The 14,127-nt window shown below is 63.5% G+C and carries 13 protein-coding genes; 6 read left to right on the top strand and 7 right to left on the bottom strand.

Annotation, left to right across the window (positions count from 1 at the left end; translation table 11 throughout):
• Positions 1–12 precede the first annotated feature (12 nt).
• The gene (locus PVZ72_RS13745) at positions 13–981 is read right to left on the bottom strand and encodes a helix-turn-helix domain-containing protein (RefSeq protein ID WP_273862208.1); all 969 of its coding nucleotides are present in this window, start codon (positions 979–981) and stop codon (positions 13–15) included.
• A 527-nt stretch (positions 982–1,508) separates the two neighbouring features.
• On the opposite strand from PVZ72_RS13745, the gene PVZ72_RS13740 reads away from it, so the two are divergent.
• From PVZ72_RS13740 to PVZ72_RS13715, 6 genes are all read left to right on the top strand, one after another.
• Positions 1,509–2,645 (top strand): transporter substrate-binding domain-containing protein, encoded by a 1,137-nt coding sequence (locus PVZ72_RS13740; protein WP_273862207.1) that lies wholly within the window; start codon positions 1,509–1,511, stop codon positions 2,643–2,645.
• A gap of 38 nt (positions 2,646–2,683) precedes the next feature.
• Complete coding sequence (locus PVZ72_RS13735) at positions 2,684–3,244, top strand: ANTAR domain-containing response regulator (RefSeq protein ID WP_273862206.1); 561 nt, start codon at positions 2,684–2,686, stop codon at positions 3,242–3,244.
• Between the two features lie 98 nt (positions 3,245–3,342).
• The gene (locus PVZ72_RS13730) at positions 3,343–4,824 is read left to right on the top strand and encodes a purine-cytosine permease family protein (protein ID WP_273862205.1); all 1,482 of its coding nucleotides are present in this window, start codon (positions 3,343–3,345) and stop codon (positions 4,822–4,824) included.
• Between the two features lie 3 nt (positions 4,825–4,827).
• Complete coding sequence (locus tag PVZ72_RS13725) at positions 4,828–6,552, top strand: nitrilase-related carbon-nitrogen hydrolase (protein ID WP_273862204.1); 1,725 nt, start codon at positions 4,828–4,830, stop codon at positions 6,550–6,552.
• Positions 6,553–6,899: 347 nt separating this feature from the next.
• On the top strand, positions 6,900–7,844 hold the full coding sequence (locus tag PVZ72_RS13720; protein ID WP_273862341.1) for a dienelactone hydrolase family protein: 945 nt from the start codon (positions 6,900–6,902) through the stop codon (positions 7,842–7,844).
• A gap of 260 nt (positions 7,845–8,104) precedes the next feature.
• Positions 8,105–8,554, top strand: coding sequence for a DMT family transporter (locus PVZ72_RS13715; protein WP_133860994.1), 450 nt, complete (start codon positions 8,105–8,107; stop codon positions 8,552–8,554).
• Between the two features lie 127 nt (positions 8,555–8,681).
• Here PVZ72_RS13715 and PVZ72_RS13710 read toward each other — a convergent pair whose 3' ends face one another.
• The 6 genes from PVZ72_RS13710 to PVZ72_RS13685 all read right to left on the bottom strand — a co-directional run bounded on the left by PVZ72_RS13710 (position 8,682) and on the right by PVZ72_RS13685 (position 14,048).
• Positions 8,682–9,584: an allantoinase PuuE gene (locus tag PVZ72_RS13710; RefSeq protein ID WP_187979593.1), complete on the bottom strand. Its 903-nt coding sequence runs from the start codon at positions 9,582–9,584 to the stop codon at positions 8,682–8,684.
• Positions 9,585–9,636: 52 nt separating this feature from the next.
• Positions 9,637–10,506, bottom strand: coding sequence for a MurR/RpiR family transcriptional regulator (locus PVZ72_RS13705; RefSeq protein ID WP_158890436.1), 870 nt, complete (start codon positions 10,504–10,506; stop codon positions 9,637–9,639).
• Positions 10,507–10,542: 36 nt separating this feature from the next.
• Positions 10,543–11,778 carry a cysteine desulfurase-like protein gene (locus PVZ72_RS13700; protein ID WP_187979592.1) on the bottom strand — a complete coding sequence of 412 codons (1,236 nt, stop codon included), beginning with the start codon at positions 11,776–11,778 and terminating at the stop codon, positions 10,543–10,545.
• Between the two features lie 20 nt (positions 11,779–11,798).
• Positions 11,799–12,533, bottom strand: a complete 735-nt coding sequence (locus PVZ72_RS13695; protein WP_133860990.1) for an amino acid ABC transporter ATP-binding protein — start codon at positions 12,531–12,533, stop codon at positions 11,799–11,801.
• Complete coding sequence (locus tag PVZ72_RS13690) at positions 12,530–13,207, bottom strand: amino acid ABC transporter permease (protein WP_133860989.1); 678 nt, start codon at positions 13,205–13,207, stop codon at positions 12,530–12,532. The genes PVZ72_RS13695 and PVZ72_RS13690 overlap by 4 nt, the downstream gene beginning before the upstream one ends.
• A 64-nt stretch (positions 13,208–13,271) precedes the next feature.
• A complete protein-coding gene (locus PVZ72_RS13685; RefSeq protein ID WP_273862203.1) occupies positions 13,272–14,048 on the bottom strand; it encodes a transporter substrate-binding domain-containing protein in 777 nt (258 codons plus the stop codon).
• Positions 14,049–14,127: the final 79 nt, after the last annotated feature.

The raw sequence follows: 14,127 nt of genomic DNA, 5'->3' as shown, positions 1-14,127 counted from the left end.
CGTTAGCCAGATTCAGCACTTCTGCGTGGCGGTCTTGAGGGTGGTGGAGGGCAACTGGCCGAACAGCCTCCGGTAGTCGCGAGCGAAGCGGCTGAGGTGACAGAAACCCCACCGGGCGGCGACGTCCTGCACCGATTCGCCTGCTCCCCGGCGCAGCGCGCGATGGGCCGCATTAAGACGCAGGGTGCGCAGGTAGGCGACCGGATTGATGCCCAGCGTCTCCTGGAAGCAGTACTGCAGCTTGCGGCGGCTGGCACCGACGCGATTGCACAGCTCCAGGATACTGGGCGGCTGGTCCGGATGGGCCAGGGCGTATTCCCGCGCCCGCCGCACCATGCGCAGCCGCGCGCTAGGTGCCAGCTCATGGGGTTCGCTGGTGTCGAGCAGATCGAGCAGGTGCAGCAGCACGGTGTCGCGCAGGGTCGCGCGGGTGCGCGGATGGTCCAGCCAGGTCTGGATTTCCGCTTCCGGGGCGAAGAGTTGATGGGCCAGGGCGGCCAGCTGCCCATGGGCACAGCCGGTAGGGAGGCGATAGCAGCCGGACAGGTCGCGCACGTCGAGAGTGCTGTGCTGGCAGGCCAGCAGGCGCGCCATCTCGGCTTCCTGCAGATTGATGCAGAGCAGATCGAGATTGGCCGGGGTACGCAGCTCCGGCAGATTGTCGCCACGCGCCACCAGTAGCTGGGCCTCGTGCAAGGTATGGCCGCCGCAGTGCAGGGCGCCGGCGTCACGCATGGGCAGGCTGAAGGTCAGGGTGTTCCCCTGGGCCTCGCCGCTCTTGAGCATGGCCTGGTTGGAGCGATCCCGCAGCAGGCTGAGGTCGTCCAGCCAGAGGTCGCTGAGCTCGCCCTGAAAACGACCCGACGACAGCTGATCGTATTGCATGTGCCAGCCCTCGACGCATAGCGCATGCTCGTCGATGTCACCGGTATACCGATGCCGGACGCGCGGCGGTAACGCGAGGGAGCCGTCTTGGTGCATTTGGGAAACCTTTTGGGTCGCAAAGGGCCGTTGGCGCGGGAGCTACAAGTTTCGTACCTCAAGGCCGGTTTACGCGACAAAGGTGCCAAATTTGGCTATTGGCAGACCGCCGTTCTATCCCCGCTATGGGAGAGTCCTTGGGACGGGCTGGTGGTCGATCCGCCAGCTGGCTATCGCGCTTTTCCTGGGTGCGCGAGCAAAGCCAGGCTGCCAAAGGGTCCGATAGTGGCTTGAGCGAACGTATAAAGTGCAACTACCTCCGATGTTTGCACCAGGTTGGCGCGAAGTCGTCGCAGCGACCCTCGCAAAACCAGGCCGGCAAATGCTGGCGTACAATTTGCTTTGCTCCTGGCAGGTGTAACGCCTCTGCGCCGGCCTCGCTTCCAAAGATGCAAGCGATTCCGCCGACACCGCCTTATCGTTTCCGCCGCCAGTGCTGCCGGCTCGGACCTCGCCCCAGCGACGTTCTGTCCTGTACCCCTTACGCTGCCTTAGAGGCGGACGATTGCGGTATCCGGAGCACAGTTATGCCCATTGTTACCCAGACGCACGGCCATAACGTTGGCCTTTTGTTCTCACGTCACAGCATGACCGCTGCCGTCGAGACGACGCAGGCCCAGGCCAGCGCTCTTGCCATTGACGAGATCAATCAACAGGGCGGGATTCTGGGACAGCCTATCTCGGCTCTGCTGCCCGACATCGGGGCAAGTCCCGACCATTACCGTCTGGCAGCTTTGCGGCTCTGTGACGACCATTCCGTACAAGCGCTGTTCGGCACTCACATGTCGAGCACCCGTAAGGCGGTGCTGCCGGTCATCGAAAGCCGCCGGGTTCCGTTGTTCTATCCCACGCTCTATGAGGGCTTCGAGTTTTCGCCACTGTGCTGGTATACCGGAGCGACACCGAATCAGAACGCCTTTGCCCTTGCCCGCTATGTGATGGCCCAGTACGGCAAGCGCGTACTGTTCGTTGGAGTGCCCTACATCTATCCGGTGGAATCGAACCGGGTGATGCGCGAATTGTTTCAGCAGGCCGGCGGTGAGGTGCTCGACGAAATCTATCTGCCGTTCGGTGCCTCCGTCGAGCGCTATCAGCAGGTCATGGACCGAGTCGTCGCGCTCGCACCGGACGCTATCTATTCCACGGTGGTGGGTGCAGACATCCCCACGCTTTACGGCGCCTACTACCAGGCGGGACTGGATCCAGCGCGGATGCCCATCATCAGCCTGTCGACCAACGAGGCGGAGGTCGCGCAGATGCCGCCCGCCCACGCTGCTGGGCACCTCTGTGCCGCACCCTGGTTCGATACGGTGCAAACCCCTGCCAGTCTGGCGTTCGTGGGTGCCTATCGGGCGCGCCATGGTGCCAACGCGCCTATCACCGCTGCGGCTGAAGCGGCGTACTTCCAGGTGCACCTCTATGCCAAGGCGGTAGAGGTCGCCGGTAGCAGCGAACCGGGTGCCCTGCGCGAGGCCCTGACCCAGGTACGGATAGAGGCGCCTCAAGGGCAGGTACACCTCGACGGTGAAACCCAGCACTGCTGGCTATGGCCCCGGGTAGCAAAACTTGATAGCCAAGGTCGTTTCGTCATCGTCGAGGGGACGGCCCGAGCGCTGCGTCCTTGTCCCTATCTGCTCGACTATGACTTGCAGGGCTGCTTATGACAGCCGCTTCGCTTCTGAGTGAACTCAAGGATCTGCGGGTGCTGGTACTGCACCCGCAGGATGCCGAGGCGCGGCTGGTGGTCGGGCAGTTGCAGCGCATAGGTTGCAAGGTCCAACAGGTTTGGCCAGTGCCGACGGCGCTTCCTGGTGAGACTGATGTGGTCTTGTTGTCGATCGAGCTGGATCAGCGCGCCGCTATCGATGTGCTGGTTGCTGGCCTTGACGAGCAGGCGCCGCCGGTGATTGCCATTGTCGGTTATGAAAGCCCGAGCATGCTCGAACTGGTGCTTAGCGCCCAGCCGGCGGCCGTGATCGAGCGTCCGCTGAAACCCTTCGGCCTGCTCACTCAATTGATCATGGCCCGTGCCACCTGGCGGCGCCGTATGGAGCTGCTTAAGCAGCTGCGCAAACTCGAGGTCCGACAGTCGGCGGTCGGCCGGGTAGCCATGGCAAAGATGCTGCTGATCGCCCGCCATGGCATCAGCGAGGACGAAGCGCACAAACGCATCCAGCGGCAAGCCATGGCGCAGCGCAGCTCGGTGGAAGTCGTGGCGCGCGCCATCATCGAGCATGAACCCGTCCCACGCGGCCCCCCCTGACCGCACACCCTGTCGTTCCACTTAACGCTAACCCGTTCAGGTCACGGCATTGTTGCCGTGAGGGGCCTCTGCATGCCCCGCAAAAGGAGACGTTCGCTATGAGGCTGTTGAAAAAATGGTTCCAAGGACCGCAAGACATTTCTGAAGCCGAGGCTATCGAGGATTACGCGGTAGGGCGGGTACCCAGCCGCTACCGCTGGCCGATCCCGGCCATCATCCTGGTGCTGCTGGGCAATTCCACCGCAATGTTCTGGTTCAGTTTGGGCGCTGACATGAGTTTCCAGGTGGGCTGGCCGGGCATGCTCTGGCCCATTCTCTATATGGTGGTTCTGGCTACGGTGATCGGTGCCTGCGTGATGAAGATCGCCGCCAAGGAAGGTTTGTCGCTGAGTCTGCTCACACGAGGGCTGGGTTTTGGCTACATGGGTTCGGCGTTCACCTCGCTCATCTACGCGGTGAACTTCATCTTCTATTTCCTGTTTGAAGGCACCATCGTTTCCCACGCAATTGCCCATTACGCCGGCATCGAGGTGGGATCCCTGAGCGGGGTGGCGATCTTTGCTGGTATCGGTGCGGTAACCATCTGGTTTGCCTGGAAGGGTATGTCGTCGATGCAGTTTCTGCAGACCTGGGGCGTGCCGATCTTCATCGGGCTGTTCGCCTTTTGCCTGTATCAGCTCCACCAAAATTATGAGGTGGTGGGGCCGAGCGGATGGTTGCCTCGCGAGGCGGGCAGCGCCAGTGCCCTGTGGGTGGTGATGAACATGGCCAATGGGCAGATCGTCTTCCAGGGGTTGCTGGGAACTGACTACGGACGCTTCGCCAAACCCGATATCAGTAATAGGGGGACTGCAACCATCATGCTTGGCATGCTGGTACCCATCGTTGCGGTCATGCTGTGCGGTGCCTTGCTGGCCTATACCCTCATGCCGCACATAGCCAAGGGGGATGCATTCGCCCTGGCCATGGATCCGGGCTTTGTCTTTCCCACCGTGATCGCTGCCATTGGCGTGCTCTTCACCGTGATAACCCAGATCCGGATCAATGTGATGAATCTCTATTCGGGTTCGATCGCGCTGTCCAACACCATGGATATGGCGCTCGACTATCGACCCGGTCGGCAGTGGTGGATGCTCACGGTCTGGGCCCTGGGGGTATTGTTCTATCTGTGCAACATTCTTCAGTACACCGGCACCTTTCTAGCCATCACCGGCATCCTCACCAATACCTGGGTGTTCATCATCCTCGCCGATTACTTCATTTGCCGCCGAGTGTTCAAATTGGCGCCGAGCGATTTCGTCGAATTTCGCCGGGAGCACCTTCGCCGATGGAATCCGTGCGGTGTAGGCAGCTTGTTGATCGCGGTGGCCATAGGGGCAGCGGGCATCCTGGGCCTGTACCCCATGTATTACGCCTCGTTCATCGCCATGCTTGTCGGTCCGGTACTGCATGTGGCGTTCAGCCTGGCGAGTCGTGGTCGCTATTACTTCTCGGACTTTCCCGCCGATACCCCTACTTCCTGGCGCCCCGCGGCACGCTACGAAGGCCCGCGTCCTGCAATCCGTGCGCCCGGAGTCTGAACCATGACGACCCTGAAGATCGCTACCATCCAATTCGAGCCCACTCAGTTCGACCACCACGGCAACCTGCAGCGACTCGAATCTCTGGTCCGCGAAGCTGCCTTTGCCGGCGCACGCCTGATCGTCACTCCGGAAATGGCTACCACCGGCTATTGCTGGGCCAGCCGCGAAGAGGTGTCTCCCTATGTCGAGCCTGTGCCGGGTCCGACCGTAGAGCGATTCGCCGAGATGGCACGCGAGCACCAGTGCTACGTAGTCATCGGGATGCCTGAGGTCGATCCGCTCGATGAGCTCTACTACAACTCAGCCGTCCTCATCGGCCCGGACGGTTTGATCGGCGTTCACCGTAAAAGCCACCCCTACATCTCAGAGCCGCGCTGGGCGGCGGCAGGGGATGGGCATAGCGTTTTCGATACGCCCATCGGCCGCATCGCGCTTTTGATTTGCATGGACATCCACTTCATCGAAACCGCGCGCCTTGCCGGGGTCGCCGGCGCGGAAGTGATCTGCCATCTAAGCAACTGGTTGGCCGAACGTACGCCAGCGCCTTACTGGATCAATAGGGCTTATGAAAACGGGTGTTACCTGATCGAAAGCAATCGCTGGGGGCTGGAGCGAGGGGTGCAGTTCAGCGGCGGGAGTTGTGTGATTGATCCGGAAGGGAATGTCCAGGCAATGCTGGACAGCGGCGACGGTATCCTGCTGGCCGATCTTGATCTACAGCTTGCCCGTCAGACGCAGGCTGAACGCCTGGCCCTGCGCCGTCCGGAGCAATACAAGATCCTCGCCATGCACAGCTATGCTTGGAATCCCCTGGCATTCTTTGGCCTGTACGGCTTACAGAGCCTGCCGCCGGGCAAGGCTTCGCTAATCGCAATCTGCCGGCTGAAAGTGGGCAACGACGTGAACGGTAATCTGGTGGCGCTGGAAGTCCTTGCCCGTCAGGCGCGGGAGGAGGGTGCCGAGTTGCTGGTGTGCCCGGAGTTGGCTCTCACAGGCCCAGGCGTAGCCAGGGCCCTGAGTTTGGCCAGCGCACCAGTCAAGGCGCTTATGCGGCTTGCCGCTCAGCTGCGACTGCACCTGGTCGTGGGCTTCGCCGAGCAGGCTCAGGAAGGTTGCTACAACAGCGCCCTGTTGCTCGGACCCGAAGGTTTGGTGGGGGTGTATCGCAAGCAGCATCTGAGCAGTACCGACCGGACCTGGGCCCGTGCGGGCGACAGCTGGGCCTGTTTCGATCTTCCATTCGGTCGCCTTGGGCTGCTGATAGGGGAAGATTGCCTGGTGCCAGAAGCTGCCCGGGTGTTGGCCTTGCAGGGCTGTGATCTGATCGGTTGCCCAGCGCTGCTGGCAAGTCCCTCTGCCGGCAGCCACCTTGGCACCGACGTACGCCATCCAGGTGCCATTCCCACAGGCGCAGATCTCTATCATTGGCACCTGGCGCGCGTGCGAGCTGGCGAGAACAACCTCTACCTGGCTTTTGCCAACGGTGGGAATGGCCTGCCTAGCGGAGTGTTCGGCCCTGACACCTTCGCCTTTCCTCGCCAGGAAAGGCTGCTGACCGACGAGGAGGGCGTAGTGGTGGTACCAGTAAGCACGGCCAATCTGGCCAGCGATTACCCCACCAGTACCGTACGCGCCAAGGATCTGGTGCGAATGCGGTTGCCGCAGCACTATCGACCGCTGCTGGCATCAAACCGTGTCGCTCCAGGCGGCGAGTCGACCCGCTAGTCTCCAGCGGTGCCTGGGTTGTCCTGCCAAGACACCTGGGCACTGCTGTTGGAGGTGCCATCTCGTTGCCACCGGACCTCGCGCACCTGTCGCACGGCCTCGGGTCGTTTACCACCTGACCTGCGAGGCTCAGAGCGGATCTGGTTACTCAGCCAAGCCGTCAGCCCATAGCGTTACGTCCCGGGTGTCTTGCAGGCGCTTTTCAGTGCTGTCGCCTACCTTGAAGTGTGCCCCGCCATGCGAGAGCAGCGGTGACTCCTATCGCCCACGAAAAAGGACTGAACCCGATGCGTTACCTGGTCAACAAGTCTCGTCTTCGCTCCGCCTCAGGTTTGCTTGTCGCCTTGGTGTGCCTCACCCGTGCCACGGCCTTCGCCGCCACCTCGCCGGCAACCGATATCCCCGCTCGGCAAGAGGTGCTGACCTTCACCTCGCTGACCCTGAGCGATCAGCAATTCCTGACGGGGGACAAGGGCGGCACCGAGGTGCTGCTCGGTGGCGTGCTGTCGCTGCCGCCAGGCGCGGGCAAAGTGCCGGTGGTCATTCTCCAGCATGGCTCGGGCGGGGTGGGTGCCAACATCACCTACTGGCAGCGGCAGTTCAATCAGGTCGGCATCGCCACCTTCGCCGTGGATGGCTTCTCGGGCCGGGGCATCACCAGCACCGCCACCGATCAGGCCCAGCTGGGGCGGCTCAATTTCGTCCTGGATGACTATCGCGCCGGCGCCCTGCTCGCGCGGCACGCGCGGATCGATCCGGGCAAGATCCTGCTCATGGGCTTTTCCCGCGGCGGGCAGGCTTCGCTCTATGCTGCCCTGGAGCGCTTCGACAAGCGCTGGAAAAGCCAGGATTTCCAGTTCGCCGGCTACCTGTCGTTCTACCCCGACTGCTCGATCACCTTTCGCGAGCAGGACCAGGTCGTCGCCAAGCCGCTGCGGGTCTACCACGGCCTGGCCGACAACTACGATCCCTATTCCCGCTGCGAGGGCTATTTCGCGACGCTCAAGCAGCAGGGGGCCGACCTCGGGGTGCATACCTATCCCCATGCCGAGCATGGCTTCGACAGCCCCTATGCCTGGAGTCCGGTGGTGGTCACGAAGGGCAGCCAGACCGTGCGTGACTGCCGGATCGCCGAGAACGCCAGGGGCGAGTTGATCAACCAGCAGACCGGCAAGGTCTTTTCCTACCGGGACAGCTGCGTCGTGCTGGGTCCCAGGGTCGGGCCTGATGCGGAGGCGACCCGCCAGGCCACCCGGGATGTGTTGGAGGCGGTCAAGGCCATCGTGAAATAGGCCTGACGCCGCCATCGGTCCTGGCGGAGGAGGGCGCAGGACCGCACCAGGACTCGCGCGAGTCGCCTTACGGAACCGGCATCGATCCAGGCGGCGGGTCAGGCCCGCTGGTCGAAAAAGCGGCCAATATCCCGGGGTAGAGCCTTCAGGCACGAGCGAGACGGCACTTTTACAAGATGTGTCTAGTCGTAACTCAGGCCTCGCCCGGCCACTGAATCGGCCCCGCGCCTCCTCCATGCTCCGCTCCGAGACGACTCCTGATGAATACTGCGAACTGGGCTTATATCCTTATCGTCGTTGCCGGATTCCTGCAGGCTGCCGGTGCGGCCATGAACGGCTCGCTCAACAAGGCGCTGGTCAATCCCTGGCTGGCGACCTCGGTGTCCTTCGTGATGGTCACCTTCGTCGCGATCGGGCTGTTCATCTGCATGCCCAGGCCGCTGCCCTCGGTGAGCCAGCTCGGCGACATGCCCTGGTGGGCGCCCCTGGGTGGCATCGCCGGCGCGGTGGCGGTATTCGCCGGTCTGCTGTTCATCCAGCGCCTCGGCGCGGCGCCGGTGAACGGCGTCACCATCACCGCCAACCTCATCGCCAGCCTGGCCATCGATCATTTCGGCCTGTTTTCCATGGAACAGCATGCGGTCAACGGCTGGCGGCTGCTGGGCGCGCTCCTGATGATCGCCGGGGTCGTCCTGATCGCGCGGTTCTGAAGCGGCACCCAGCTAGTCGCCGGCACGCGGCGGTCCCCTTGTCCCCGGGACGGCTGTCGTCATCGCGTCCGGACGGTGACGACAGCGCGGGGACCGCCAAGGCGCCTCCAGACGCGCTGGGATCAGCCTAGCCGTCAGCCCTTTCCAGCCAGGCGCGGGCGATCTCTTCGCGGGTCGCGAACCACACCCCCTCGGACTGCCTGGCGTATTCGATGAATCTCTTGATCGCCCGGACCCGGCCGGGGCGGCCGACCATGCGCGGGTGCAGGCCGATCGACATCATGCGTGGTCCGGTCGCGGAGTCCTCGTAGAGGACCTCGAAGCTTTCCTTCATGTATTCGAAGAAGTCCGAGGCCTGGGACAGGCCGGGCGAGTTCCAGTAGCGGAAGTCGTTGACGTCGGCGGTGTAGGGCACGACGAGATGGCGCCTGCCCTCGACCTCGACGAAATAGGGAACGTCGTCGTTGTAGGCGTCGGAGTCGTAGAGGAAGCCGCCTTCCTCGGCCACCAGCCGGCGGGTGTGGATGCTGGCGCCATAGCGGCAATACCAGCCGACCGGCCGCTTGCCACAGGTGCGTTCGAAGGATTCGACGGCGAGGCGGATGTGCTCGCGCTCTTCTTCTTCGCTCAGGCGAAAGACTTCTTCCCAGCGATAACCATGGCTGCAGATCTCGTGGCCACCGGCGACGGCCGCCTTGGCGACCTCGGGATTTTGTTCGAAGGCCACCGCACAGGCATGGAAGGTCGCGCGCACCGCCTGTTCGTCGAGGATATCGAGGATCCGCCAGATGCCGACGCGGGAGCCGTATTCATACATGGATTCCATGGCCAGGTTGCGGGTGCCGGCGGGGATGGCGTAGCTGCCCCATTCGGTCATCGACTCCTGGTCCGGATCGCCCATGGCGAGCGAGCGCTCGGAGCCTTCCTCGTAGTTGATCACCAGGCTGATGGCCAGACGGGCGCCGTTGGGCCAGGTACCTTGCGGGCGTTGTCTTCCATAACCCACCAAATCGCGTGCAGGTGACAGCATCGGGGTCTACTCCTGAAGTGCTAGTTGTGAACTACAAGGTGAGCGCAGGGGCTCAGCAGTCGATGTCCTTCAGTCGTTCATGATCGAAGGTGCCATCGGTATCGCCCTGGCTGAAGGCGAGTCCCATGGCCAGGGTCTGGGCGATGCAGAAGGAGGCGGTGAGGGAGCGAAAGCCGAGCAGCTCCGCATCGTTGACCTCTATGACCGTCTCCGCCATTTTGCCGATCGGGCTCAGCACGGTGTCGGTGATGGCCACCAGCGTCACACCCGCCTCGCGCGCCTGCCGGCAGGCCTCGACGGTATCCCTGGCGTAGGGCGGAAAACTCACGGCGATCAGCAGATCGTCATGGGCGATGGCGCTGACCTGTTCCGGCAGGGTGCCGCCACCGCCGCTGATCTGTACGGCGCGGCGGCCCACCCGGCTCAGGGCGTAGCTCAGGTAGGCGGCCACCGGGAAGGCCCGGCGCAGGCCGATGACGAAGGTGGTGCGCGCGACCTGCAGGTGGGCGATGGCGGCTTCGATGTTGGCCTGCTGGTCGCCTTCCGCCAGGTGTTCCAGGGACACGATATTGGCCTGGCTGAATTCCCGCAGGATGGCGCCGACGTCGCTGGGATCGTCCAGCAGCTTTTCCCCGCCGTAATGCCGGATGCGCTCGCTATGGGTATCGGCGGCCTGTTGCAGCGGCGCGCGAAACAGCCGCTGCAGATCTTTGAAGCCGGCGAAGCCCAGCGCCTGGGCCAGGCGGATGTAGGCCGTCGGGGCGATGTTGGAGCGCCGGCCCAGCTCGGCGACCGTGCTGAGGGCGATCTCGTGCGGATTGTCGATGAGGAAGCGGGCCGCGTCGCGCAGCCGCTCCGACAGGTGCTCGTGCTGGGCAGCTAGGCAGTCGCGCAGCTCCGCAAGGGTTTCCGGTAAGGCCATGAAAAACGCTCGGCAGAGGGAAGGGAGAGGCGCCGGTCAGCGCAATTCGGTGATTGCCTGATCCAGCGCGGTGATGAGGCGATCGATCTCTTCGAGCGTGTTGTAGTGCGCCAGGGACACCCGCACCACCCCACCCAGGGGCGCCAGGCCAAGGGCCTCGATCAGGCGCCGCGCATAGAAGTCGCCGAAGCGGATGCCGATGCGCTGCTCGTCGACCTTGAGCACCACGGCTTCCGAGCGCACCCCTTCCACCACGAAGCTGATGGTGGGTACACGCGCCTGGACGCCGGTCTTGCCGATGACCCGAACCCCGGGGCGCTGGCGCAGAAAGCCCAGCAGTCGCTCGGCCAGGGCATCTTCCTGGATCTCGAAGGCGTCGAATGCTGCCTGCATCCGCTCGCGCTCGCTACCCTGGACGCCCAGTCGGTCGCCGATGTCGAGCAGATAGTCGGAGATGCCGATGCAGCCGAAGGACAGCTCGTAGTTGACGTTGCCGGGCTGCAGTTTGTAGGGCACCACGTCCTGGCCGATGAAGAAGTGGTTGAGGCTGGGAAATTCCAGCAGCAGGTCGCGACGGCCCCAGAGCACGGCGAAGTGCGGGCCGAAGGTCTTGTAGAAGCTGTAGACATAGAAGTCGGCGCCGCTGGCCTGCACATCGACCAGCCGGTGCGGCGCATAGGCCACCGCGTCCACGCACAGCTGCGCGCCCACCGCATGGACGCGGCGCGCGATCTCGGCGACGGGATTGATCGAGCCGAGGATGTTGGAGGCGTGGGTCACGGCCACATAGCGGGTCTTGTCGCCGAGCAGCGCCTGCAGGTCGTCCAGTTCCAGTTCGAGGCTGTCGGGATCGACCTGCCAGACGCGCAGGGTGGCGCCGCGGTCTTCGCAGAGCCGGACCCAGGGGCCGATGTTGGCTTCGTGGTCGCAGTTGGTGACGATGATTTCATCACCGGGCGCGATCGAGGGTGCGATGGCGCGGCAGAGTATCTGCAGCAGGTGGGTGGTCGAGCCGCCCATGATGACTTCGTCGGGATGGGCCGCGTTGATCAGCTGCATGACCGAACGGCGCGCCTGCATCACCCGTTCGCCGGCCGCGACCGAGGGCGGGTAGGAGGCGCCCAGCTGGACGCTGCTGTTGAGCAGATAGTCGGCCACCCGCTCGGCGACCCCTTGCAACACCAGGGAACCGCCGGCGTTGTCCATGAAGACGTAGTCGTCGGCCAGACCGGGAAACTGCTTGCGAACGTATGCGATATCGAGGGAATTCACGCGACTCTCTCCAGCCAGGATCAGTGGTGCAGGATGGCCTGCAGGAAGGCCCGGGTGCGGGGTTCCTGAGGGGCGGTAAAGAAGGGTTCCGGGGTGTTCTGTTCGACGATGCGACCGCTTTCCATGAAGATCACCCGATCGGCGACGCGCCGGGCGAAGCCCATCTCATGGGTCACCACGACCATGGTGACGCCGGAGCGGGCCAGGTTCTGCATGACGTCGAGCACCTCGCCGACCATCTCCGGGTCCAGCGCCGAGGTGGGCTCGTCGAAGAGGATGGCGCGCGGCTCCATGGCCATGGTGCGGGCGATGGCGACCCGTTGCTGCTGGCCACCGGACAACTGGCTCGGGTACTTGTGGGCGTGATCGCCCATGCCGACCTTGACCAGCAGATCCCGCGCGCGGGCATGGACCTCGCGCCGGTGCAGGCCGCGTACCCGGATCGGCGCCAGCGACACGTTGTCGAGGACGCTCAGGTGCGGATAGAGGTTGAAGCTCTGGAAGACCATGCCCACTTCGCTGCGGATACCGGCGAGGCGCGGTCCGTTCTCGACCCGTTCGCCCGCCACGCGGATATGGCCCTGCTGGTAATTTTCCAGCAGGTTGATGCAGCGGATCAGCGTCGACTTGCCGGAGCCGGACGGGCCGAGGATGACCACCACCTCGCCTTCCTCGACCTGCAGGTTGATGTCGCTCAGCGCCTGGAAATTGCCGTAGTACTTGTCGAGGTGTTCGATGTCGATCAGGGTGCTCATGCGGTCTTGCCTCCCGCGCCATTGCGTCTTTCGACCCAACTGACCAGTTGCACCATGGGCAACAGCAGCAGCAGATAGAGCAGGGCGGCGCCCACCAGCGGGGTCGGGTTGGCCGCCAGGGCCTGGGCCTGGGTCGCCTGCTTGAGCAGGTCGGGCATCGCCACCACCGAGGCGAGGGCGGTGTCCTTCATGACGTTGATGCAGTTGCTGGTCATGGGCGGCAGCACGATGCGGATCGCCTGGGGCAACACGACGTCGCGCATGGTGTTGAAGAAGCTCATGCCCTGGGCGGCCGACGCCTCGAACTGACCGCGGGGAATGGCTTCGATGCCCGAGCGAAAGATCTCGGCGCTGTAGGCGCAGGACACGAGGGAAAGCGCGCTGGCCGCTGCCGCGAAGGAAGACAGGCGGATCCCGACGAAGGGCAGCGCGTAATAGATCAGGACCAGCAGGACCAGCAGCGGGATGGACCTCATGATGTCGATGTAGATCCGCGCCAGCAGCCGCACCGGCGCGTAGGAATACAGACGCAGCAGGGCCAGCAACAGCCCGCCGACCAGACCCAGGACGATACTCACGAGGCCCAGCAGAACGGTCACGCCCAGGCCCCGGATCATCAGGGGCAGCGATTCGACCAGCACGTTCCAGTTGAAGAAGGTTTGCAGAAGATCCATGGGATACCTCGGTCACGGCCCAGGGCGAACGAACCTCGCCCCGGGCCTGCAGCAGCGGCAGGGCTTACTTGGGCGCGGCGGAGACCTTCAGGGTGCTCGACTCCTTGGCTGCCTCGGTACCGAACCACTGTTTGTGGATGGCGCCCAGGGTGCCGTCTTCCTTCATCTTGCTGATGATGTCGTTGACCTGATCGCTCATGGGCCAGCCCTTGGCGTGCATCAGCGAATAGCGTTCACCTGTGGGAATGCGGGCGACGATGGTGAATTGCGGCTTGTCCTTGATGTAGTAGAGGACGGCGGGGATATCGCTCAGGTAGCCATCGATGCGCCCGGAGCCCAGGTCCAGCATGGCCGGTGACAGCCCCTCGTAGCGCGAGACGTCGGCGAACCTGTACTCGTTCTGGTGCTGGCCGATCCACATGTCGCCGGTGGAGCCGGTATCGACACCGACGACCTTGCCCTTCATGTCCTCAAGGCTCTTCACCTTGGATTTGGTCAGGGCGGTCAGCGACTGGTCGCTGTCGAAGTAGGGTTGAGCGAAGGCGACCGATTCCAGGCGCTTGGGGGTGATGGTGATGGACGAGATCGCGATGTCGACGCGTTTCGATTGCACCGCGCTGAACAGCCCGTTGAAGGGAATGTTGACGAAATCCACGCTCTTGCCGGCCCGCTTCGCCACTTCCTTTACCACATCGACTTCGAAGCCGACGAAGTCGCCCTTGGCGTCCTGAAACTCCCAGGGCACGTTGCCGAGGTTGGCCCCCACCGTCCAGTCGGCTGACCAGGCGGGCAGGGCTACTGCGGCGGTCATGAGCAAGCCCAACGCTATCTTCGCTTTCATCTTCACTCCCTATTTTCCGGTGCTGTCAGTGGCTTTTCCTTACAACGTCGAATCGAGAGTAAGGCAGTGAATTATTTTA

Origin of the sequence: Pseudomonas sp. LA5 (assembly GCF_028640825.1) — a bacterium.
Lineage (GTDB): Bacteria > Pseudomonadota > Gammaproteobacteria > Pseudomonadales > Pseudomonadaceae > Chryseomonas > Chryseomonas aestiva.
This window is presented reverse-complemented; position numbering and strand designations above follow the sequence as displayed.